Annotated in this window: 19 protein-coding genes; 12 read left to right on the top strand and 7 right to left on the bottom strand. The window is 35.7% G+C overall.

Annotation, left to right across the window (positions count from 1 at the left end; genetic code table 11):
- Positions 1-28: 28 nt before the first annotated feature.
- Both ABJ955_RS04775 and uvrC read right to left on the bottom strand, forming a co-directional pair.
- On the bottom strand, positions 29-2,266 hold the full coding sequence (locus tag ABJ955_RS04775) for a patatin-like phospholipase family protein (RefSeq protein ID WP_347373460.1): 2,238 nt from the start codon (positions 2,264-2,266) through the stop codon (positions 29-31).
- A gap of 49 nt (positions 2,267-2,315) precedes the next feature.
- Entirely contained in the window at positions 2,316-4,109 is a 1,794-nt protein-coding gene (uvrC, locus tag ABJ955_RS04780; protein ID WP_347373461.1) for an excinuclease ABC subunit UvrC, read from the bottom strand.
- A gap of 172 nt (positions 4,110-4,281) precedes the next feature.
- Between uvrC and ABJ955_RS04785 the strand changes: the two genes are divergently transcribed.
- From ABJ955_RS04785 to ABJ955_RS04820, 8 genes are all read left to right on the top strand, one after another.
- On the top strand, positions 4,282-4,656 hold the full coding sequence (locus ABJ955_RS04785) for a hypothetical protein (protein WP_347373462.1): 375 nt from the start codon (positions 4,282-4,284) through the stop codon (positions 4,654-4,656).
- A 156-nt stretch (positions 4,657-4,812) separates the two neighbouring features.
- Positions 4,813-7,035, top strand: coding sequence for a TonB-dependent receptor plug domain-containing protein (locus ABJ955_RS04790; RefSeq protein WP_347373463.1), 2,223 nt, complete (start codon positions 4,813-4,815; stop codon positions 7,033-7,035).
- A 57-nt stretch (positions 7,036-7,092) separates the two neighbouring features.
- Positions 7,093-7,968 (top strand): RimK family alpha-L-glutamate ligase, encoded by an 876-nt coding sequence (locus ABJ955_RS04795; protein WP_347373464.1) that lies wholly within the window; start codon positions 7,093-7,095, stop codon positions 7,966-7,968.
- A 129-nt stretch (positions 7,969-8,097) separates the two neighbouring features.
- Entirely contained in the window at positions 8,098-8,523 is a 426-nt protein-coding gene (locus ABJ955_RS04800; protein ID WP_347373465.1) for a RimK/LysX family protein, read from the top strand.
- Entirely contained in the window at positions 8,520-9,392 is an 873-nt protein-coding gene (gene rimK, locus ABJ955_RS04805; RefSeq protein ID WP_347373466.1) for a 30S ribosomal protein S6--L-glutamate ligase, read from the top strand. The genes ABJ955_RS04800 and rimK overlap by 4 nt, the downstream gene beginning before the upstream one ends.
- A 2-nt stretch (positions 9,393-9,394) precedes the next feature.
- Positions 9,395-10,396 (top strand): succinylglutamate desuccinylase/aspartoacylase family protein, encoded by a 1,002-nt coding sequence (locus ABJ955_RS04810; RefSeq protein WP_347373467.1) that lies wholly within the window; start codon positions 9,395-9,397, stop codon positions 10,394-10,396.
- A gap of 18 nt (positions 10,397-10,414) precedes the next feature.
- Positions 10,415-10,978: a 5-formyltetrahydrofolate cyclo-ligase gene (locus ABJ955_RS04815; RefSeq protein WP_347373468.1), complete on the top strand. Its 564-nt coding sequence runs from the start codon at positions 10,415-10,417 to the stop codon at positions 10,976-10,978.
- Positions 10,979-11,032: 54 nt separating this feature from the next.
- Positions 11,033-11,323, top strand: coding sequence for a CD225/dispanin family protein (locus tag ABJ955_RS04820; protein ID WP_347373469.1), 291 nt, complete (start codon positions 11,033-11,035; stop codon positions 11,321-11,323).
- A 397-nt stretch (positions 11,324-11,720) separates the two neighbouring features.
- Here the strand turns inward: ABJ955_RS04820 and ABJ955_RS04825 are convergent, their stop codons facing one another.
- The 5 genes from ABJ955_RS04825 to ABJ955_RS04845 all read right to left on the bottom strand — a co-directional run bounded on the left by ABJ955_RS04825 (position 11,721) and on the right by ABJ955_RS04845 (position 17,574).
- Complete coding sequence (locus tag ABJ955_RS04825; RefSeq protein ID WP_347373470.1) at positions 11,721-12,338, bottom strand: lipoprotein signal peptidase; 618 nt, start codon at positions 12,336-12,338, stop codon at positions 11,721-11,723.
- A gap of 77 nt (positions 12,339-12,415) precedes the next feature.
- On the bottom strand, positions 12,416-13,045 hold the full coding sequence (locus tag ABJ955_RS04830; protein WP_347373471.1) for a hypothetical protein: 630 nt from the start codon (positions 13,043-13,045) through the stop codon (positions 12,416-12,418).
- Positions 13,046-13,110: 65 nt separating this feature from the next.
- On the bottom strand, positions 13,111-13,494 hold the full coding sequence (locus ABJ955_RS04835; RefSeq protein ID WP_347373472.1) for a TraR/DksA C4-type zinc finger protein: 384 nt from the start codon (positions 13,492-13,494) through the stop codon (positions 13,111-13,113).
- Between the two features lie 2 nt (positions 13,495-13,496).
- Positions 13,497-16,901: an isoleucine--tRNA ligase gene (gene ileS / locus ABJ955_RS04840; protein ID WP_347373473.1), complete on the bottom strand. Its 3,405-nt coding sequence runs from the start codon at positions 16,899-16,901 to the stop codon at positions 13,497-13,499.
- A gap of 157 nt (positions 16,902-17,058) precedes the next feature.
- Positions 17,059-17,574 carry a hypothetical protein gene (locus ABJ955_RS04845; protein ID WP_347373474.1) on the bottom strand — a complete coding sequence of 172 codons (516 nt, stop codon included), beginning with the start codon at positions 17,572-17,574 and terminating at the stop codon, positions 17,059-17,061.
- Positions 17,575-17,888: 314 nt separating this feature from the next.
- Between ABJ955_RS04845 and ABJ955_RS04850 the strand changes: the two genes are divergently transcribed.
- The 4 genes from ABJ955_RS04850 to ABJ955_RS04865 all read left to right on the top strand — a co-directional run bounded on the left by ABJ955_RS04850 (position 17,889) and on the right by ABJ955_RS04865 (position 22,524).
- Entirely contained in the window at positions 17,889-19,955 is a 2,067-nt protein-coding gene (locus ABJ955_RS04850) for a cytochrome c biogenesis protein CcdA (protein WP_347373475.1), read from the top strand.
- Positions 19,956-19,966: 11 nt separating this feature from the next.
- On the top strand, positions 19,967-20,875 hold the full coding sequence (locus ABJ955_RS04855) for a DUF6268 family outer membrane beta-barrel protein (RefSeq protein ID WP_347373476.1): 909 nt from the start codon (positions 19,967-19,969) through the stop codon (positions 20,873-20,875).
- A 59-nt stretch (positions 20,876-20,934) separates the two neighbouring features.
- Complete coding sequence (locus ABJ955_RS04860; protein WP_347373477.1) at positions 20,935-21,288, top strand: hypothetical protein; 354 nt, start codon at positions 20,935-20,937, stop codon at positions 21,286-21,288.
- A 147-nt stretch (positions 21,289-21,435) separates the two neighbouring features.
- Complete coding sequence (locus tag ABJ955_RS04865) at positions 21,436-22,524, top strand: HAMP domain-containing sensor histidine kinase (RefSeq protein WP_347373478.1); 1,089 nt, start codon at positions 21,436-21,438, stop codon at positions 22,522-22,524.

Below are 22,524 nucleotides of genomic sequence, written 5' to 3' on the forward strand. Positions count from 1 at the left end.
AATATACTGGTTTCAGTTATAAGAAAAACTAAAATCTATATCCCACATTTACATACCATTCATCTGTCCGTGTTTCGGGAGAAAAGGAATATTTAAGTTCTATTGGGCCAAAGAAAGTTTCCAACCCATAGCCAAGTGCAATCCCCGTATAATCCACTGCATCTATCCATTGTTCATGAGAAAATAAATCGTCACCTATATTGGCAATATTAGCGGCGATATTAATGTGGTTTTTACGGAAAATTTCATAATCTAAACTCAAAGTAGTTTTTAAATAAGTATCGCCACGCAAACTCAAGGTTTCATAGCCATAAAATGGAATAATATTGTTTATTTCATTAAAACCGTAACCCCCTAACGAAAAGTCTAAGGACCGTGTTTCTTTTCCGCCTATTTTAAAACCTCCTTCAGATACAATTTGGGCTGAAAATTTTTTCAGAAAAGATTTTGCGTATCCTACTCTTGCTTTGGCAATTGAAAATTGGCTAAAGTCTTTATTTCGGCCATGTGCAAAAAGGTACAAATGAAAATCGCCTTCTAAGTAGATTCCTTTATTAGGAAAAAAACTATTGTCGTATGTATCGTATTTTAAAAACCCAAATGTGCTGTAATAATTAGTGCTTTCAAACACCGTTCGCGGTAAATTTTTATTGTCAATACCAATAGTTTCGGATAAATACCTAATGTACTTATGTTCAGCGCCCACTCCAACAGTAAAAATTCTTTGGAAAAGTGTTTCTACATAAATTTGATTTGTAAAGTCGCTATAGTTCAAAAGAATTTTATTCAATTGTACGGCTCCTTCTGAAGAATCTCTATCAAAAGAAACATACTCTAAGCCAACATTATTTTCAAAATAATTATAACTACTATTAAAGCCCACACTCCAATAAAATCCTTTATCGATGTAATAATTGAAGTTATACCGTAGGTTATCACCCACTATCAAATCTAATGAAGCGATGTCATTATTGGTAAAAAGGCGTTTGCGGGTTATATTAATTAAAGCAGCTGCATTGTACAAATCGTCATAATGCGCTCCAAACCGAAGCAACATTCGCGAATTATTTTCTCGAAGTTGAAGCTGCAGTATGTTTTCATTCTGCGCTCCTTTTATAAGATGGTAGTTGATGTCTTGAAAATTACCCGTTGCGGAAAGATTATTAATGCCTTTATTAAAATCTTCATAGGTGATTATGGCGGGAGTTCGCAATTTCAATTTCCCTAAAACATAACTTCTGGAGTAATTTTCATTGCCTTCAATTCTAACTTCGCTTATAAATATATCGTTATGTGGTTCAAACTTTAATTTCTTTTTTTCAGTATGTTTTTGCTGCGATGCTAACTTTGTTAGTTCTTCTCTAAATGAATTTGCTGCATGTTCACCGGCTTCCACAATATTTTTACCTTCATCAAAAGAAACAACTGTAAAATCTTCAATATTTGGGTGAATGTAGATATCCGTTTTTTTACGTTTATCTTCCATGTCTCTAATGGTGCGGTAGTTATTAATTTGCGCTAAAACATCAAGCGCAGATTTTAGGTTTTTTCGACTTTTAAGGCTGTCCTGCACATCTACACCAATAATTATATCCATTCCTTTGGCACGCACTTCATTTATAGGGTAGTTATTTACAACTCCACCATCAATTAAAACCTGATTGTCTATAATAACGGGACTAAAAAGAGAGGGTAAAGCACCACTGGCGGTAACGGCCCTTGAAAGAAACCCATTGTCTAAAATAACCTCTTTGCCATTTTCAACATTTGTGGCAATACAGAAAAAAGGAATGGGTAGCTTGCTGAAGTCTGAAATTGTATCCACATGACCAGTTAATTTTGAAAGCAAATTATAAATATTTTGCCCTTTTGAAAGTCCGGAAGGAAAACCAACTTTAAATTTATCAAATGGAAGAACTAGCGCGTACTTTTCAGATTCTTCTTTTTCATAAAAAGTTTTGGCACTTCTCGGAATTTCATCTTGAATTAATGTGCTAAAATCTGTTTGATTAAAAATACTATCTAATTGTTTTGCTGAATATCCTGAAGCATACAAAGCTCCAATGATAGCACCCATACTCGTGCCGCCAATATAATCTATGCGTACCCCAGCCTCTTCAATAACTTTAAGGGCACCAATATGCGCCAACCCTTTTGCACCTCCACCACTCAAAACCAGACCAACCTTTATGTCCTGTTGTTCCTTTTCCTGCGAAAAGGAAAAAGTTGAAATTAATATGAATAGTATAAAAAGGACTTTCTTCATTAATGTGGTTTCAGATTATTGGATTTTTAAAAGCAACATTCATTTTTCATTACTCAGTACTATAATATGTAATCAATTTCTTCGCTCTATTGTTACCCACAACTTCTGAAAGTTCTTCAAAAGTTGCTGAGGCAATTCGTTTTGTACTTTTAAAATGTTTTAAAAGCTCAACAACTGTTTTTTCGCCAATTCCTGGAATTGTTTCCAACTCTGTATTTAACGCTTGTTTGCTTCGTTTACTTCTGTGAAAAGTAATTCCAAAGCGGTGCGCTTCGTTACGCAATTGCTGAATTATTTTTAAAGTTTCACTCTTTTTGTCTAAATAAAGTGGAATTGGATCGTTTGGATAGAATAATTCTTCAAGACGTTTTGCAATTCCTACAATAGCAATTTTTCCACGCAATTCTAATTTATCTAAACTTTTTAAAGCCGAAGAAAGTTGCCCCTTTCCTCCATCTATGATGATGAGTTGTGGCAATGGTTGCTCCTCTTCCAGCAATCTTTTATAGCGGCGATAAACCACTTCTTCCATAGATGCATAATCATCCGGACCTTCCACGGTTTTAATATTAAACTTACGGTATTCTTTCTTGCTTGGTTTTCCGTTTTTAAAAACTACGCAAGCCGCCACAGGGTTGGTTCCTTGAATATTACTATTATCGAAACACTCTATATGCTTTGGTTCTTCTGAAAGGCGAAGGTCTTTTTTCATCTGTGCCATTATCCGTTTTTCATGGCGTTCGGGATCTACAATTTTAGCTTGTTTAAATTTCTCCATCCGGAAATATTTTGCATTCCTTTCAGAAAGATCTAGAATTGCTTTTTTATCGCCTAGCTTCGGAATATGTACTTTTACTTCCTCGCCCATTTCCACTTCAAAAGGAACATAAATTTCTTTTGAAAGTGAATTAAACCGCTGTCGAAGTTCCACAATTGCTAGTTGCAGTAATTCTTCATTCGTCTCATCGAGTTTTTTCTTTATTTCTAAGGTATGCGAACGAATAATCGCGCCATGGGAAAGTTGTAAAAAATTGACGTACGCATAACTTTCGTCTGAAATTATTGAAAAAACATCTACATTATTAATCTTTGGGTTTACCACGGTAGATTTAGACTGATAATTCTCTAAAACAGTAATTTTTTCCTTTACTCGCTGTGCTTCTTCAAATTTTAAATCTGCAGCAAACGCCTTCATTTGGTTTTTAAATTTGTACAGCGAGTCTTTAAAATTTCCCTTTACAATATTCCGAATTGCTTCAATGTTTTCGTGGTATTCTTTTTCAGAATAAAAGCCTTCGCACGGGCCAGCGCAATTTCCTAAATGGTATTCTAGGCATACTTTATATTTATCTGCCCTAATTTTTTCTTCGGAAAGATCATAATTACAAGTACGCAATTGATACAAACCTTTAATTAAATCGAGTAAGGTATGCACGGTTTTCATGCTTGTGTAAGGGCCAAAATACTCGGAACCATCTTTAATCATTCTCCGTGTAGGAAAAACCCTTGGAAACCGTTCGTTTTTTATACAAATCCACGGGTAGCTTTTATCGTCTTTAAGCAATACATTATAACGTGGTTGGTAATTTTTTATCAAATTATTTTCCAGCAATAACGCGTCCGTTTCTGTTTTGACGACGATATGCTTTATGGTATCAATTTTTTTTACAAGAATTCGGGTTTTACCATTATCTTGCGTTTTGTTAAAGTAAGACGAAACTCTTTTTTTTAAATTTTTCGCCTTTCCCACATACAGCAGCTTCCCGTCTTTATCGTAGTATTGATAAACGCCAGGTGAATCGGGAAGTGTAGAAATTTGGAGTGTTACCGAAGCATTAGCCATAGGCTCAAAGATACTTGATGTTTTGTTTTATACGGAATTTTTATCGCATCAAAATAGTTAATAAAGGGTTAAATACAGATTTTTAAAAAACCTTTCTACCCAACTTTACGTAGGTATAGAAACCAACTAAATATAAATGCCCAAAAGCCATTTTTATTTTAAAAAGTATTTCGTGCTTTTTATATCAGCGATATACCTGCTCAATCCCTTGCAGCAATACCTCGTTGAATCGATGCATTCTTTGTCTCATTTACTAATCCATTCCGAAAATTTACATCATGAAAAGCACCACCATATGGGTCATGAGCACACTCATGAACACAAGGTAATTTCGTTTTTTTCAAAAATATTTTCTTCCAATGAAAAGACTAGTGATCATGATAGCACACATTTTAATTACACCTTCGACACTCATTTTGCACAAGCCTATCCAAAAATTGACTTCCACTTTAAAATTCCAATAAAACATTTTTTTTCATACACCTTCCACTACCATACAAGTGTAAAAATTATCCCCACACCGCCTCCAGAAGTGTTTTTTTCATAAACAAGCCGGGGTTTATTAAAAAAAAATTTAGCATTATGTATTGTAGAACATAGCTGCCTTCAAAAAACGGGCGTTTCTATAGTATTTCTAGATACATGCAATTCATTTTTTAGATAAACTCACATTTTAGAATCAATCATTTTTAACCAATACCCTATGAAAAGAATAATATTAGGGGTCTTACTGCTATGCTTTAGTTTTGCGACATCGCAATCTCTAAAAGGAAACGTAGTTGACCCAAATAACATCCCACTAGAAAATGTAGCTGTTTTTGACCGTACTTCTGGCAACCATACCCATACCGATGCAGCAGGAAATTTTTCACTTGAAAACACTGCGGAAAACGACCAAATACGGTTTTCAATTTTAGGTTTTACAACTACTGAATACACTGTTTCAGCAGACAGTTTCAAAGAACCAATATCCATAACTTTATATGTGGCTGCAGTTTCTTTAGCACAAGTTACCATCACTCCTGAAGTTAATACGTTGAGTCAAATCTTAGCGGTCGATTTAAAAACCGCGCCTGTTAAATCCTCTCAGGAAATACTACGAAAAGTTCCTGGACTTCATATTGGGCAACACGCGGGTGGAGGAAAAGCAGAGCAATTGTTTTTGCGTGGTTTTGACATTGACCACGGAACAGACATCAATCTTTCTGTTGATGGAATGCCCGTAAATATGGTGTCACATGCACATGGGCAAGGCTATAGTGATTTACATTTTTTAATTCCTGAAACTATTGAAGCAATTTCATTTGGGAAAGGCCCCTACAATGCTGCTTATGGCGATTTTGCCACTGCAGGTTTTGTGAATTTTAAAACGCTAAACAAGCTTAAAAAAAGCTCTGTATCTATTGAATATGGTGATTTTGATTCGTTTAGAACTGTAGGTCTTTTTAATATCCTAAATACTCCTACTAACGATGCGTATGTTGCAGCATCCTTAAATACTTTTAATGGCCCGTTTGAATCGCCTCAAAATTTTAATCGATTCAATATAATGGCAAAATACAATTTGAATCTTCCAGACCAACAAAAATTTAGTTTTACAGCATCGCATTTTCAAAGCAAATGGGACGCTTCAGGGCAAGTACCTCAACGCGCTATAGACTCTGGAGCAATTACCCGTTTTGGCGCCATAGACGCTACTGAAGGTGGGACTACAAGCCGTACGAATTTGCTTATTAAGCATTCGAAAATGCTTTCAGATAATGAAAAATTAGAAACCCGTACTTACGTTACAAAGTATGATTTCGAGCTATTTTCAAACTTTACTTTTTTCTTAGATGATGCAATTAATGGTGACCAAATTGCCCAACAAGAGGACCGCACCATCTTAGGTTTTCAAACTGCATACACAAACAAAAACAGCGATAGCAAACTAAATTTTGAATACACTGCAGGCTTGGGAATGCGTTATGACGATGTTAATGAAATAGCACTTTCACACACTAAAAACAGGTATGAGCTTTTAGACCGATTGGCATACGGAAATGTAGATCAGATAAACACTTATGCTTTTTTAAATACCTCATTTAAGTTTGGCGATTTAAAAATTAACCCAGCACTTCGCCTTGATTATTTTAAGTTTGATTATGAAAATAAACTATCCACGGTTTATGATAATAAAAGTGAAGCTAAGGTTTTTGCAAGCCCAAAATTAAATTTTATTTATAGTCCAAACCGGGATTTTCAACTCTTTCTTAAAACTGGAATTGGTTTTCACTCAAACGATACCCGCGTAGTAGTTGCTAATAACGGCAAAACAATTTTACCTGCTGCTTATGGTGCAGATTTGGGCGGAATTTATAAATTAACCGACAACCTTATTGTAAACACTGCTTTTTGGGCATTATTCTTAGAACAAGAATTTGTGTATGTTGGCGATGCTGGAATTGTAGAGCCAAGTGGTAAAACAAAAAGGCTAGGAGTAGATTTTGGCCTTCGATATGAAGCTATGCCATGGTTGTATTTTTATGGAGATGTAAATTATACCTATGCGCGAAGTACAGAAGAAACTAGTGGAATGAACTACATCCCGCTTGCACCAGATTTAACCACTACAGGAGGAATTGCAGTAGAAAATATTGGTAATTTTTCTGGCGGATTAAATTACCGTTATCTAAATGATAGAGCGGCAAATGAAGACAATAGTATTATTGCTGAAGGTTATTTTGTAACCGATTTCAATATAAACTATACGTATAGAAATTTTGTTTTTGGGATAATTATTGAAAACATACTAGATACCGAGTGGAATGAAACCCAATTTGCTACGGAAAGTAGACTGTTTAATGAAGTTGATGCTGTTGAAGAAATACATTTTACACCTGGAACTCCATTTTTCCTTAGAGGAAAGGTAACCGTAAATTTTTAACGAATGGCTTTATAGGCAATGTTCTTTTTGGTTAAATTGCACTACCAATAGCCAACTATGAACATTGCCATTTTATCGCGTGGAGAAACATTATATTCCACTAAAAGTCTTTTAAATGCAGGGGAAGCACGAAACCATAGCATGGAAATTTTAGACCCTTCTCTTTGTTCCCTTGCCATTGAAAACGGGAAAGCTGCTTTGTATTTTCAAGGGGAATTGGTTGATGATCTAGACGCAATTATTCCGCGTATTGGTGCTTCCAACACCTATTTTGGAACCACAGTTGTTCGTCATTTTGAAGCCATGAAAGTTTTTTCAGTAGTTTCTTCGGAAGGGATTGCAAACAGCCGCAATAAATGGACTTGCTTTCAAGTACTTTCCAAGCATACCATCCCCATTCCAAGGACACTTTATGCTTCTTTTTATGAATTTGAAGAACAGTTAAAAACATTTAAAGGCAAGCCCATAATCATAAAACTTTTGGAAGGCACGCACGGTGAAGGTGTTATTCTTTCTGAAAACCCTCAAAATGCTTTAGCTACCATTGAAACCTTAAATGCTGCGGGTGTAAAATTTATATTGCAAGAGTATATTGAAGAAGCTAATGGCGCAGACATTCGTGCTCTTGTGGTTGATGGTGTTGTTGTTGCAGCCATGAAAAGAAAATCTAAAGCGGGGGAATTTAGAAGTAATCTGCATCGTGGTGGTACTTCAGAACTAATTGAACTTACTGCAACCGAAGAAAAAATTGCGCTAAAAGCTGCAAAAGCAATGGGTCTTGGTTTTTGTGGTATTGATATGCTTCAATCAAAAAACGGACCCTTGGTTTTAGAAATTAACAGCACTCCAGGACTGGAAGGTATTGAGAATACTTCGGGAAGAAATGTGTCAAAAAGTGTAATTGGATATATTGAAAGGAATCGTAAAAAGTAGCTATTTTTAGTTGCAGTTGGGAGGTTTAGCACACTACTCATTACACACCAATTAATAATTTGAAATATCTAATTTGTAATTTCGATTTCAATTTCGATTTCATACCTTGCATTTACAAATTCCTAAACATTGAAAAGAAACATCGGCAGAATAGACAAAGCAGATTTCCCTTTGCTTAATTTATTCGATATTGAAGTGAAAATTGATACTGGAGCGTATACATCTTCCATACATTGCAAAAACATGACCGTTGAGGACAACTATTTGAAATGTATTTTTTTGGACGAAGAACATCCCAATTATCACGAAAAAGAAATTATTTTTGACGAATATGATGTAAAAGTTGTGAAAAGTAGCAACGGACAATCAGAAGCGCGTTATAGAATAAAAACCGAGATTTTACTTTTCGGCGAAACACAAGAAATATATTTAACATTGAGCGATCGCGAAGAAATGCGTTTTCCAGTACTTTTGGGAAGAAGCTTCTTAAGCAAGAAATATATCGTAGATATAAACAAAACAAATCTTTCCTTTAAATTAAAAACTAAAAAATGAATATCAAGATTTTATCGGCAAACGCAAATTTATATTCTACAAAACGTCTTATAGAAGCTGCAAAGAGCAGAAAGCACAATGTGGAGGTTATAAACCATGCAAAATGTGATATTGTAATCGAAAAGAAAAATCCGGTAATTTATTATAAAGGTCACAAATTAGACCATACCGATGCTGTAATCCCACGCATAGGAGCTTCCGTTACTTTTTATGGCACCGCCGTAGTGCGCCAGTTTGAAATGATGCGTGTTTTTACCACAACAGAATCTCAAGCCTTGGTCCGCTCTCGCGACAAGCTGCGTAGCTTACAGGTATTATCACGAGCGGGATTGGGATTGCCAAAAACTGTTTTTACCAATTATTCTAAAAACGTAAAGGAGATAGTAGACCAAGCGGGTGGAGCACCAGTAATCATTAAACTTTTGGAAGGCACACAAGGTATTGGCGTTATTTTGGCAGAAACACGAAAAGCTGCAGAATCCGTAATTGAAGCCTTCAATAATTTACAAGCGCGTGTAATTGTTCAAGAGTTTATTAAAGAAGCTGGCGGAGCAGATATTCGTGCTTTTATTGTTGACGGACAGGTAATTGGCGCAATGAAACGACAGGGAAAGGAAGGGGAGTTTAGAAGTAATTTACACCGTGGCGGCACCGCTACCGTTATAAAGCTTACCGACGAAGAAGAAACTGCAGCCCTAAAAGCTGCAAAAGCAATGGGCCTTGGTATTGCTGGAGTCGATATGCTACAATCTGCACGTGGCCCGCTTATTCTGGAAGTAAATTCCTCTCCGGGTTTGGAAGGAATTGAACAAGCCACAGGAAAAGACATCGCAAACTCCATCATAAAATACATTGAACGCAACATATAACTATGGCTAAAAAAGAAGAACGTGATATTATAATTTTAAATGAGCGCATTGCGCTGGGTGAAAGCAAAACGATAGCTTTTAGTATCGCGAAGCTATATACATCTACAAATGTTGAAATTCCAATTATTATTGAACGCGCTTCAATTCCAGGGCCAACTATTCTAATTACCGCTGCTATTCATGGAGATGAAATAAACGGCGTGGAAATAGTTAGGCAACTCATAGCCCGTAAATTAAATAAACCCAAACGGGGAACCATCATTTGCATCCCTATCCTGAATGTTTTTGGTTTTCTAAACGGGGATCGGTCATTCCCTGACGGAAGGGATTTAAACAGGGTTTTTCCCGGGACCAAAACAGGCTCCTTAGCAAGTAGGGTTGCGTATTATTTCACCAAAAAAATATTGCCACACGCGGATTATTGCCTCGATTTTCATACGGGTGGCGCAAGCAGATTCAATGCCGCGCAGATTAGAATAAAACCCGGTGATGAAAAATTACTTGAACTCGCAAAAGTATTTAATGCCCCATTTACTGTTTATTCTAATACCATTGAAAAATCCTACCGAAAAACATGTCAAAAAATGGGGATTCCCATTCTCCTTTTTGAAGGTGGAAAAAGCCGTGAAAGTAATAAAAATATAGTAAAAGAAGGTGTTGATGGAATCCTTCGGGTGTTAAGGCATTTAGATATGTTGGGCATAAAACACAGTGCTCCAGAATCGCAAACTAAAACGGTTATTATTGAAAAAAGCAAATGGATACGCGCTTTTAAAAGTGGGTTACTTCATGTAAAAATAGAGTGTAACAAACATGTTGAAAAAGGAGAATTTCTCGCTACAATTACCGACCCTTACGGCAAAATGAGGTTTAAGGTTACTGCTCCAAATGAAGGCTATATTATTAATGTAAATCAATCTCCAATTGTAAATCAAGGGGATGCTATTTTTCATATTTCAACCATAAATACCATGAATGTTGAAGATGAAGAAAGAGAAGACTAAAAAGATTTTTGATGTGATATGGCAGAGAAGCAGACACTCCGTTTAAAATATAAAAAGCTACGCGAAAATCTTTCTAAAGAAGCTATTGAAGAAATGAGCCTTCAGATTGCAAACCAAGCTTTAAAACTTCCTATTTGGGAAAAAACCTATTACCATATTTTCCTCCCTATTTCAACTAAAAAAGAGGTAAACACAGACTATCTGATGCATATTTTACAAGGAAAAGATAAGAGCATTGTGGTTTCAAAAGCAGATTTTAATTCGGGAGAAATGCTTCATTTTTTATTACAAGAAAATACCTTTTTAAAAACTTCAGAATATGGAATTCCTGAACCCGTTTCAGGAATTGAAATTGCTCCAGAAATGATAGATGTCGTTTTTGTACCACTCTTAGCATATAGCCAAAGGGGACAGCGTGTGGGTTATGGAAAAGGATTTTACGATCGTTTTTTAGAAAAATGCAATCCAAATAGCTTATTCATAGGACTTTCATTCTTTGAGCCAGAGCCAGAGATTGTTACTCAGCAAACGGATATTCCTTTAAATTTCTGTATCACTCCAAAAAAAATAATGTCTTTTTAAAATATCCCCTTATCTTTATGAAATCTAAAACAGTATTAACCAATCAAATAAAAAATGGAAACATCTAACAATCAACCAATGGGAACCCCACCAGACAATAATTTGGTCTGGGCAATTCTGTGTACAGTTTTATGCTGTCTACCTTTAGGAATCGTATCTATAATTAAAGCGACTAAAGTAAAAGAGCTATGGGCTCTTGGCGATACTGTTGGCGCTCAAAAAGCAGCCGATGATGCTAAAAAATGGGCACTTTGGGGTGCTGGAATTTCGGTAATTGGAATAGTACTTTATATAATATTGGTTGTAGTTATTGGATTAGGTGGTGCTTTCGCAGGAAACTATTAAATTTTTAAAAATAGCCCTCATAGCAGCTTTGCTTGGGGGTTTTGTTTTTGTTTACTACCACTACAATCCTTCCTCTACCTTATTTATTCCTTGCCCGTTTCATTATCTAACCGGGTTTCACTGCCCTGGTTGCGGGTCTCAACGCGCAATACATTTGTTGCTACACGGAGATATTATAGGAGCTTTTCGGTTTAACCCACTAATGGTGCTCACTTTACCCATACTAATTTATGGATTGGTTCTTACCGTTGCCAATTGGATATTTGGCACCAGCTATAGGTGTATGCTTTATTATAGCAAAGTTTTTATTTTCGGGTATTTCGGCTTGGCAATTTTGTATTGGATATTCCGGAATATACCGCTATATCCTTTTAATTTACTTGCGCCTACGGGTTAGTTATTCGGTGGCAACTTCTTCTTTCTTCGGAAATGCTTTTTTATTAAAAATAAGCAGTAAAATAACTCCAATACTAATGGAAGAATCAGCAATATTAAAAACAGGGTCGAAAAAGGTAAAATGTTCTCCTCCCCAAAAAGGAATCCAATCGGGTAATATTCCGTCATACAGCGGAAAGTAGAGCATATCCACAACTTTCCCATGAAATAAAGTTCCATAACCCCCTGCATCTGGAAATAAGGTGGCTACTTGGTGGTGGCTATCATTAAAAATCATTCCATAAAATACAGAATCTATAATATTACCTAGGGCACCCGCAAAAATTAAAGCAACACAAAGGATTAAAATACGTGGAGAATTTTTTCGAATCGAATCCCAAAGCCAATACCCAATACCGCCAATTGCTACAATTCTAAAAAGCGTTAAAAAAAGTTTTCCGTAGGTGCCGGGAATTTTTGCACCCCAAGCCATACCTTCGTTTTCAACAAAAAGTATTTTAAACCAATCAAAAACTGGAATATCTTCGCCTAAAACAAAGTGTGTTTTAATATAATATTTTGAAATCTGATCTAGCAACAAGACCAAAACAATAATAAGTGTAGCTTTTTTTAGGCTCATAATTTTTTCTACAGAGACCGAAACCTCATTAATTCATTAAACAAAAGGCTTTGTAGAGCGTCGCAAAAATAGCAATATTATTTGGTTTGCAGTAGCCAAATATTTCCATTGATGCTTTCGGCTTCAATAATATATTCTCCGTTTTTTAAAAGTAAATTTTCAACCGTTCCATTTTCTGAAATTGCACTGCCAGAAACAGTTTTCTGAGCATGAACAGTTATATTTCCGTTTCTAGTTTTAAGATGTGCGTTTCCGCTATAATCTATAAGCGTACAATTTCCATCTTGTAAAAAAACTGCTAGATCTTTTATTGCCCCCTTGGTTTCTAAAGATGCCAGTTTCGATTTTAATACTACTGAAATAGTTTTTGGTACAGTTAATTTTATTTCAATAGCCATTACTTTATGAGCGGCGAGTTTATCGTTTTCTAAAGTAAAAAAAGGCATAAAACCCGTGTTTAGTGCTAAGGTTCCGTCAGAAAGTCTTTCTTCAATTACCACACTCTCGGAATGTTCTCCCGAAATATAAACGGCAAGCAGCACCGTTTTACGTTCAGTAGCTTCAACATTAATAGAATAAATGGCATCATCTTTTATTGAAATAGCATGTATTTCGTTCGAAGAAAATTCTTTTTGAATCACCTTCTGGGCGGCACAAAAGGAACTTCCAAAAATAAGAAATAGGATTGTATAAAAAGTTTTAGCCATAAAAAAAGCTCCAATCTATGAAAGGAGCTGTGTTTTATTTTCCCTTCTGGGAAGTAATCAAAATATTACTTTTGTAAATTTTTCGCTTCAATACTCAAGGTAGCGTGCGGAACGAGCTTTAAACGCTCTTTGTTAATTAATTTTCCGGTAACACGACATACGCCATAGGTTTTGTTTTCAATACGAACCAAGGCATTTTTAAGGTCGCGGATAAATTTTTCCTGACGAATTGCAAGCTGTGAATTTGCTTCTTTGCTCATTACTTCACTTCCTTCATCAAAAGCTTTGAATGTAGGTGAAGTATCGTCTGTACCGTTATTACTATCGTTTTTATAAGAACTCTGGATTAACTCCAATTGTTCTTGTGCCTTTTTTATTTTATCATTTAAAAGTGCTCTAAATTCTTCCAGCTCGGCATCTGAATATCTGGTTCTGTCTGTGTCTGTCATGATTAATGTTTTTTAATACTTATTCGTGTTTCAATATCATCAAATGCAATTTCTGTTCCTGTTTCTACTTTGGCTTGAAATTGCAAAACCGCTGTCAATGTTTCTTCCTTAATATACGCTAAATTTTTATTAACCGCATCAATTAATCTTTCATTTTCTTGAAGTGTAACCTCAACCTTGTCTGTTACTTCAAAACCACTGTCTTTTCGAAGGTTTTGTATTCTGTTTACCAATTCTCTTGCAATTCCTTCGTTTTTTAAATCTGGTGTAATCGTAACATCCAGAGCGACAGTAACTCCGTTGGAGTTTGCAACCAGCCATCCTTCAATATCTTGAGAACTTATAATTACATCAGCGAGTGCCAAATTAGTATTTTTTTCATTAATAGATACCGTTATTTCCCCTTCTTTTTCAAGTGCGGCAATTTGCTTCTGATCAAAGTTTGAAATTGCCGCTGCCACTGCTTTCATATCTTTTCCGAAACGTGGGCCAAGGGCCTTAAAATCTGGTTTTATTTGTTTTACCAACATTCCAGAACCTTCATCAATCAGTTCTATTTCTTTTACGTTTACTTCGCTTTTAATTAAATCTGAAACTGCTAAAATTTCTTCTTTTTCAGATTCTTCCAAAACTGGAATCATTATTTTTTGAAGTGGCTGACGTACTTTTATTTTTTCACGCTGACGTAACGATAACACCAAAGATGATATTGTTTGCGCCTTTTGCATTTTATGCTCCAATTTTTTATCAATGAACGAAGTGTCTGCTTTTGGAAAATCGGTCAAATGTACCGAAGCTTTACCTTCTTTTGTTGTTCCTTGAGTTAAATCTATGTAAAGTCTGTCCATAAAAAATGGGGCTACTGGCGCGCCCAATTTTGCAATGGTTTCTAAACATGTATAAAGCGTTTGGTATGCTGAAATTTTATCGTCCTTATAACTACCTTTCCAATATCTTCTTCTACTTAAACGAACAAACCAGTTGCTCAAATTTTCTTGTACAAATTCTGAAATGGCCCGTGTTGCCTTGGTAGGCTCATAATCTGCATAATAAGCATCCACTTTTTGAATAAGGGTATGTAATTCTGAAAGAATCCAACGGTCTATTTCTGGGCGTTTTGCTAGCGGCAGGTCTTCTTCAAGATATTGAAAGTTATCCAGATTCGCATATAAACTAAAGAAACTATAGGTATTGTAAAGTGTTCCGAAGAATTTATTACGCACTTCAGAAATGCCGTCTTGATCAAACTTTAAGTTGTCCCAAGGGTTGGCATTACTAATCATATACCAACGCGTGGCATCTGGCCCAAAAACATCTAGGGTTTCAAATGGGTCTACGGCATTGCCAAGACGCTTGCTCATTTTCTGCCCGTTTTTATCTAAAACAAGTCCGTTTGAAACTACATTTTTATAGGCAACATCATCAAAAATCATGGTTGCTATTGCGTGTAATGTATAAAACCAACCCCGTGTTTGGTCTACACCTTCGGCTATAAAATCTGCTTTGCGCCACGTATTTTCAACCTTTTCCTTATTTTCGAAAGGATAATGCCATTGGGCATACGGCATGCTTCCGCTGTCAAACCACACATCAATCAAATCGGCTTCCCGCTTCATTGGTTTTCCACTAGGTGAAACAAGTGTTATTTGGTCTACAATATTTTTATGAAGATCTACTTTTGAATAGTTTTCTTCTGAAAAATCTCCAGGTTTGAAATCTTCAAAAATGACATTTTCCATTACTCCAGCGGCAACAGATTTGTGCATTTCGGTCATTAATTCTTCTACTGAACCAATGATTAGTTCTTCTTTTCCATCGTCCGTTCTCCAAATTGGCAACGGAATTCCCCAATAGCGGGAACGTGAAAGATTCCAATCGTTTGCATTTGCAAGCCAGTTACCAAAACGGCCTTCGCCTGTGGCTTTTGGTTTCCAATTTACTTCTTTGTTCAAATCGAACATTCTATCGCGGAAATCGGTCACTTTAATAAACCAAGAATCTAACGGATAATATAAAATTGGTTTGTCGGTTCGCCAGCAATTTGGGTAGCTGTGAACGTATTTTTCAACTTTAAAAGCTTTGTTTTCAGTTTTTAATCTAATGGCAATTTCTACATCCACTGATTTCTCAGGAACATCGGCAGCGTCATAATATTCATTTTTTACATATTTGCCAGCAAGATCCTTCATTTCTGGGCGGAATTTTCCTTGAAGATCTACCAAAGGAACTAAGTTTCCGTTTTCATCTTTTACAAGCATTGGCGGTACTTCTGGAACTGCTTCTTTTGCAACCTTTGCATCGTCAGCACCAAATGTTGGCGCGGTATGAACAATTCCTGTTCCGTCTTCAGTGGTTACAAAATCTCCAGAAATTATTCTAAAGGCATTTTCAGGATTTTCAAAAGGAAGGGTATAATCTAGTAATTGTTCATAACGAATGCCTAGTAAATCTGCACCTTTAAATTCTTTTGAAACATAATATGGAATCAATTTATCGCCTTGAGTAAACGCTTCTAATGATTCTTCGTTTGGTTTTTCTTCGTATTTATTGGCAAATTGACTAGCAACCAAATTTTTCGCCAAAATCACATTGATGGGTTGAAACGTGTATTGGTTAAAGGTTTTCACCAACACATAATCAATTTTCGCACCTACAGTTAGTGCTGTATTGCTGGGTAAAGTCCAAGGGGTTGTTGTCCAAGCAAGAAACCAAATGTTGTTTGATTCTACTGCAAGAAAATCTGGCAACGTTTCTGCCATTGCCTTAAACTGAGCGACTACTGTTGTGTCTGTAGTATCTTGATAGGTTCCTGGCTGGTTAAGCTCGTGTGAGCTTAGTCCTGTTCCCGCTTTTGGAGAATAGGGTTGAATTGTATAGCCTTTGTAAATTAATTTTTTAGTGTAAATTTCTTTTAGCAACCACCAAACAGTTTCCATGTATTTTGGCTCATAAGTAACATAGGGATCTTCCATATCTACCCAATATCCATAGCTTTCGGTTACTTTGTTCCAAACGTCTGTGTAACGCATTACAGCTTTTTTACAAGCGGCGTTATATTCTTCAACAGAGATTTTTTTACCGATATCTTCTTTGGTAATGCCGAGTTCTTTTTCTACGCCCAATTCAATAGGCAAACCATGCGTATCCCACCCTGCTTTTCGATCTACTTTAAATCCTTTTTGGGTTTTATAGCGACAAAAAATATCTTTTATAGCGCGCGCCATAACGTGATGAATTCCCGGAAGCCCATTGGCAGATGGAGGTCCTTCAAAAAATACAAATGGTGCGGCCTCTTTACGAATGGAAATACTCTGCTCAAAGATGTTTTCATCTTTCCAGAAATTGAGTACTTCTTCCGCCATTTTAGGGAGGTCTAGCCCTTTGTATTCTTTAAATTTTGTGCTCATAGCTATGTGTGTTGCAATAAAGTGTGCAAAAGTAAGGTTTTTTGAAGAAAAAGTACCTTGCTCTTTCGTTTGAGTTTGCGAAGAAAATTACAGCTGCTTATATAATAAAAAAGCCACCTTCAGGGAAGGTAGCTTTAATGTAGTATTTATATGCTATTTACTCCTTTGTGAATCTAAGCTCCTCAGTATAAACAGTATTATCCCCATTAGGCTCTGTAGTAGTTTCAGAAAGGTTTAGTTGAAACCCAGTAGGGCTAAAATTACTCACTTGATACGTATCACCATCAAGGGTTAATTCAGAAGTAGCTGAATTCACAACATACCCACCTGTTTCATTATTTACCACAACGATGTATGTATCAGATGATGTCTGATTCCCCTGTGTTACAGTTTCTGAAATTCTATAGGTTCCATTTACCGTTAAAGTATTATTAGAGGCAAAAACAGCTGAAAAATCAAAAGTATCCCCAATAGAAGTTGTTGTAGTAACAACATCAAATCCACTAACATTTACTGTTTCTACTTCTTTACTTTGGAAAGAAACAATCGCATAAGTACCCGTAAGGTTGTCTTTGTTATACTCGTATGGAGCTGGCCCACCATCATCGTCACTACTACAGCTAAATGCTACCACAGAAAGAGCAAAAAGGAAAATCAATTTTGTTAATTTCATAATCAAAAGTTTTTAAAATTTTCGGCGAATATAATACCATTTTACCAACAAAACCCAAAACAAAACCATTTATTCTATTTTAGTTTCACACAATATAATGATTGACACTCACCTTATTAGAATGCAAAAATAGGGATTATAAACTTTCAACAGTTATTATATGTTTTGTTTCTATTAAATTACCATCGTGTATATCTATATTTGTTAAGGTTTTTTTAATTTTTTTACTTAAAACCACATGATAATTTTGAATACTCCATTTTTTCCCTCAAATTTGATGTCCTTTAAAGACCTCTATAAAATTATTTTCACTAATGAAAAAATTATTACTATCCCTACTTGTAGCATTAATTTCATTTACTGCCCTTCAATCTCAAATCCTTGATCCCGTAAAATGGTCAACGAGCATTAAAAAAATATCGGAGACTGAATACGATTTAATTTCAAAAGCAACCATAGAAGATAAATGGCACTTGTATTCGCAAGTTGTTCCTGAAAATGGACCCTTGCCTACTGTTTTTACTTTTGAAGAAAACGATGCCTATCAATCTGTAGGAAAAATAAAAGAAAGTAAAGGAACTACTGAACTCGATCCTGTGTTCGATATGGTAATTACCTTCTTCTCAAACACAGCAACATTCACTAAAAGAATAAAGCTAACTGGGACTAAAGGAACCACTATAAAAGGTGAAGTTGAGTTTATGGTATGTGATGACACCCGCTGTCTGCCGCCTAATTATGTAGATTTAGTCTTTAAGATTCCTGCCCCAGAACAAAATACTGAAACAGCAGTAATTCCAGATGATGCTAATACTTCTGACACTGATATTACTGAAGTAATTGAAGACACAACAGCCCTTGAAACTTCACAAACGGAAGCTGTAATCGATACAATTCAAACTGACACAAAAAATTCCCTTACTGCGGTTGAACAAAACAAAAAAGAAGAAAATAAAGGACTTTGGACTATCTTTTTTATTGCTTTCCTATCAGGTTTCGCTGCTTTATTAACGCCTTGTGTTTTCCCGATGATACCCATGACGGTTAGTTTTTTTACCAAACAGAGTAAAACACGTGCCGCAGGTATTAAAAATGCAATCATATACGGTATTGCAATCATCCTTATATACATTTTCCTTGGCGCAATAGTTACGTGGCTGTTTGGAGCAGATGCTCTTAATGCCCTATCTACAAACGTTTGGTTTAATGTTATCTTCTTTTTATTATTGGTTGTTTTTGCATTCTCATTCTTAGGGGCTTTTGAAATTATGCTGCCAAATTCTTGGGCAAATAAAGTGGATAGACAAGCAGATCGCGGTGGATTAATTGGAATTTTCTTTATGGCTTTAGCCTTGGCTATCGTTTCCTTTTCTTGCACAGGTCCAATTGTAGGAACCTTGTTGGTTGAAGCCGCTTCAAAAGGAGGTATTGCTCCATTTGTTGGGATGTTTGGGTTCTCTTTAGCACTCGCATTGCCTTTTGCACTTTTTGCCGCTTTCCCAGGCTGGATGAACTCGCTTCCAAAATCTGGTGGTTGGTTAAATACAGTAAAAGTATTTTTAGGCTTTCTAGAACTTGCATTAGCATTCAAATTTTTATCGAATGCAGATTTAGTACTTCAGCTTCATTGGCTGGAAAGAGAAGTGTTCTTAGCTATATGGATTGCTATATTTGGAATTTTGGCACTGTATCTCTTCGGAAAAATAAAGTTACCGCACGATTCTCCTTTATCACACATTTCAGTAGGAAGATTGAGTCTGGGTTTACTCGTTTTAGCCTTTACTATTTATATGATTCCTGGACTTTGGGGCGCACCATTAAAATTAATTAGTGGCTTCCCACCAGCTATGAATTATAGCGAATCTCCGTATGGCGTTGGGTATACAAAACTAGGCAGTGGTGGCACTTCCAGTCTTGAAGAATTTCCAGAAGGCGCACATTTAGGACCACACGATATTATTTCATTCCACGATTACGAAACCGGTTTGGCCTACGCCAAAAAAGTTGGAAAGCCAGTTTTAATCGATTTCACTGGACACGCATGTGTAAATTGCCGTAAAATGGAAGAACGCGTTTGGAGTGAACCAAAAATATTAAAACCACTTAAGGAGGATATTGTGCTTATTTCACTTTATGTGGACGACAAACGTCCGTTACCTGATGGCCAAGAGATTGTTTCAGAAATATCTGGAAAAAAACTTCGCTATATTGGACAAAAATGGAGTGAGTTTCAAATTCTTAAGTATAAAGCAAACGCGCAACCATTCTATGTTTTAATGGACCATGACGAAGAAAACCTTATAGACCCTGTTGGTTACACACCAGACATTGAGGAATACAACACTTGGCTGCGAAATGGGATTGATGCTTTTAAAAAATAAAAAAGGATAATTTGAAAAAAATCATATTCTTACTTTTATTCATTCCATGGATAACATTTTCACAAGAATATGTAGATATTTTTCGCCTTAATTATGGCCAGACCTTCAATAATAATTTTGAAGGTGTAACCAGCAGTACCTATGTAAAATCTTTCGAAGCGGGTCTTACTTTTCCTGTGGTTATAAATGAAAAACATGCCATAATAACAGGGGCAGATTTTAGCAGAAACAACCTTCAACTCTTTCCAGACACCGAATTCGTCAGTCTTTATAGCACAAACATAAAACTGGGAATGGCTTCAACTTGGTCTGAAAAGTGGAGCACAACTATTGTTTTATTACCCAAAATTGCCTCAGATTACAACCATATTTCAAGTGATGATTTTTATTTAGGTGGTTTTGCGGTTTTAAAGCTGAAAAAGAATGAAAATCTTAAATACCGCTTTGGTGTTTACGCATCGCAAGAAGCTTTCGGACTTTTTACAACACCCATTTTAGGCTGGTATTATATGAGTCCTAATAAAAGGTTTGAAATGGATATGAGCTTACCCATTTCTGCAGCTGTAAGCTATAAATTGGGCATTACAACAATTGGGATAGATTATTTTGGAATTGGGCGGAGTTATAATGTTCAGTATAAAAATAACCCTACAGTATATGCAGACCTTAGCTCTTTAGAGTTTGCCAGCTATGTACAATTTAATGCCTTGGAAGAAAGTGTTCTAATACGAGCAAAATTAGGGTATTCTAGTAATAATTATGAAATGTATGCTGCAGGCGATAAACAGGATTTGGGGGTTTCAGCTTTTAGTTTTGGAGACGATCGCACCCAATTGAACCCAGCACTAAATGGAGGTGTATTTTTAAAATTTGAAGCTGTTTATAGATTTCATATAAAAGAAGCTAAAAAAGATAACTAGCAATACTACTGCTTCTTTTTTTGGTTTAGCCTTTCGGAAAAAAATTCTATCTTTAAAATATGGAAAGAACTTGTCCGGAATGTGGCGATAAATTGATTGGACGAATTGACAAAAAATTCTGTAGTGATGCATGTCGAAATGCACACAATAATTCCTTGAATAAGGACAACAAAAACCTGGTGCGAAACATTAATAATAGGCTTCGGAAAAACTATCGCATACTTGAAACTTTAAATCCCGATGACAAAACCAAAACCACTAAGGACAAACTGCTACGAATGGGTTTTAGTTTTGATTATTTTACCGGAATTTACACTACAAAATCTGGCGCAACATACTTTTACTTATACGACCAAGGCTATCTACCGCTGGATAATGATTTCTATCTTTTGGTAAAAAAAGACCTAAAATAAGTTTCATCCCGATTTTTATTTTACTGCTTTATAAAACATTTTGCCTTTATTAATCCACATTTTTTTCACCTTGAGTAATGGTCTATTTAAGTTTTTAGACGGAGATTGTTTTAATTAATACCTTTGAAAAAAAAATGAAGTGCTTTTATGACTTTAGAAAAAAACCTTAAAGAACGTATTAAAGAACTTACCTGTCTATACGAAGTCTCTTCCATAATAGTAAATAACGATTATAAAGAAGTTGATAAAACGCTCTATTCCATTGCGCTTAGTTTACGTAAATCTTTTCAGTATAGTAAAAACACTATCGTAGAAATCAAGGCCGAAAAACTTCACCTTATCACTTCAGCTTTACCACATAAAAGTGTGTTTATTGAAAGTATAATTACTATTTTCAATGAACCCAAAGGATATATAAAAGTTCACTATTCCACAGATAAATTTGAGAAAAAAGATTTTTTAAAAGAAGAAAAAAAATTGCTGAAAAACGTCGCCATCAATGTCGGAGATTTATTAGAGCGTGTTGCCATCAGAGAAAATGAAGCGGTTATAAAACGAAAAATGGAACATGCGGATCGTTTAAGTATTTTGGGCGAAATTACTGCTGGTATAGCACACGAACTTAACACCCCCCTTGCAAATATTCTAGGCTTTGCGGAACTTCTTAAAGGCAAAGAGCCAAACAGCACTCAGGCTAATAAAGATCTCGATAAAATTATAAACAGTGCTATTTTTTCGCGTGAAGTAGTGAAAAAACTAATGTTCTTTGCTTGTGAAATGCCACAAAATTTCACAAAAACCGATATCGTGCCAGTAATAAAAGAAGCTATAAATCTTCTAGATGCTACTTTTAAAAAAAACGAACTTACTTGTAAAACCACACTTCCAAAAGGTGAAATATTATTAAAAGCAGACACCATCCAACTTACTCAAGTAATCTTTAATTTGGTCCTTAATGCCATCTATTTTTCACCTAAAAATGGGTTGATTGAAATAACCTTGGAAGAAACTTCAAAAAAAATAATTCTTAAAATTTCTGATGAAGGCTCTGGTATTGAACCAGAAAATGTTCAGAAAATATTTCAGCCTTTTTTTACAACAAAAACCGTGGGAGATGGCTCTGGTCTAGGATTAAGCGTGGTTCATGGGATTATAAAAAGCCACCGAGGCACCATAGATTATCAGGCAAATAACCCCACAGGTGCATTATTTATTATTACTTTTCCGAAACAATAA

The organism is Aequorivita sp. Q41, from assembly GCF_039831855.1.
GTDB lineage: Bacteria > Bacteroidota > Bacteroidia > Flavobacteriales > Flavobacteriaceae > Aequorivita.

Coding starts and splice junctions, on each gene's coding strand:
- rimK (WP_347373466.1), top strand. CDS start 8,520: ATGAATATCAAGATTTTATCGGCAAACGCAAATTTATATTCTACAAAA.
- ABJ955_RS04835 (WP_347373472.1), bottom strand. CDS start 13,494: ATGACAGACACAGACAGAACCAGATATTCAGATGCCGAGCTGGAAGAA.
- ABJ955_RS04815 (WP_347373468.1), top strand. CDS start 10,415: ATGGCAGAGAAGCAGACACTCCGTTTAAAATATAAAAAGCTACGCGAA.
- ABJ955_RS04775 (WP_347373460.1), bottom strand. CDS start 2,266: ATGAAGAAAGTCCTTTTTATACTATTCATATTAATTTCAACTTTTTCC.
- ileS (WP_347373473.1), bottom strand. CDS start 16,901: ATGAGCACAAAATTTAAAGAATACAAAGGGCTAGACCTCCCTAAAATG.
- ABJ955_RS04790 (WP_347373463.1), top strand. CDS start 4,813: ATGAAAAGAATAATATTAGGGGTCTTACTGCTATGCTTTAGTTTTGCG.
- uvrC (WP_347373461.1), bottom strand. CDS start 4,109: ATGGCTAATGCTTCGGTAACACTCCAAATTTCTACACTTCCCGATTCA.
- ABJ955_RS04865 (WP_347373478.1), top strand. CDS start 21,436: ATGACTTTAGAAAAAAACCTTAAAGAACGTATTAAAGAACTTACCTGT.
- ABJ955_RS04860 (WP_347373477.1), top strand. CDS start 20,935: ATGGAAAGAACTTGTCCGGAATGTGGCGATAAATTGATTGGACGAATT.
- ABJ955_RS04845 (WP_347373474.1), bottom strand. CDS start 17,574: ATGAAATTAACAAAATTGATTTTCCTTTTTGCTCTTTCTGTGGTAGCA.
- ABJ955_RS04820 (WP_347373469.1), top strand. CDS start 11,033: ATGGAAACATCTAACAATCAACCAATGGGAACCCCACCAGACAATAAT.
- ABJ955_RS04810 (WP_347373467.1), top strand. CDS start 9,395: ATGGCTAAAAAAGAAGAACGTGATATTATAATTTTAAATGAGCGCATT.
- ABJ955_RS04825 (WP_347373470.1), bottom strand. CDS start 12,338: ATGAGCCTAAAAAAAGCTACACTTATTATTGTTTTGGTCTTGTTGCTA.
- ABJ955_RS04850 (WP_347373475.1), top strand. CDS start 17,889: ATGAAAAAATTATTACTATCCCTACTTGTAGCATTAATTTCATTTACT.
- ABJ955_RS04830 (WP_347373471.1), bottom strand. CDS start 13,045: ATGGCTAAAACTTTTTATACAATCCTATTTCTTATTTTTGGAAGTTCC.
- ABJ955_RS04795 (WP_347373464.1), top strand. CDS start 7,093: ATGAACATTGCCATTTTATCGCGTGGAGAAACATTATATTCCACTAAA.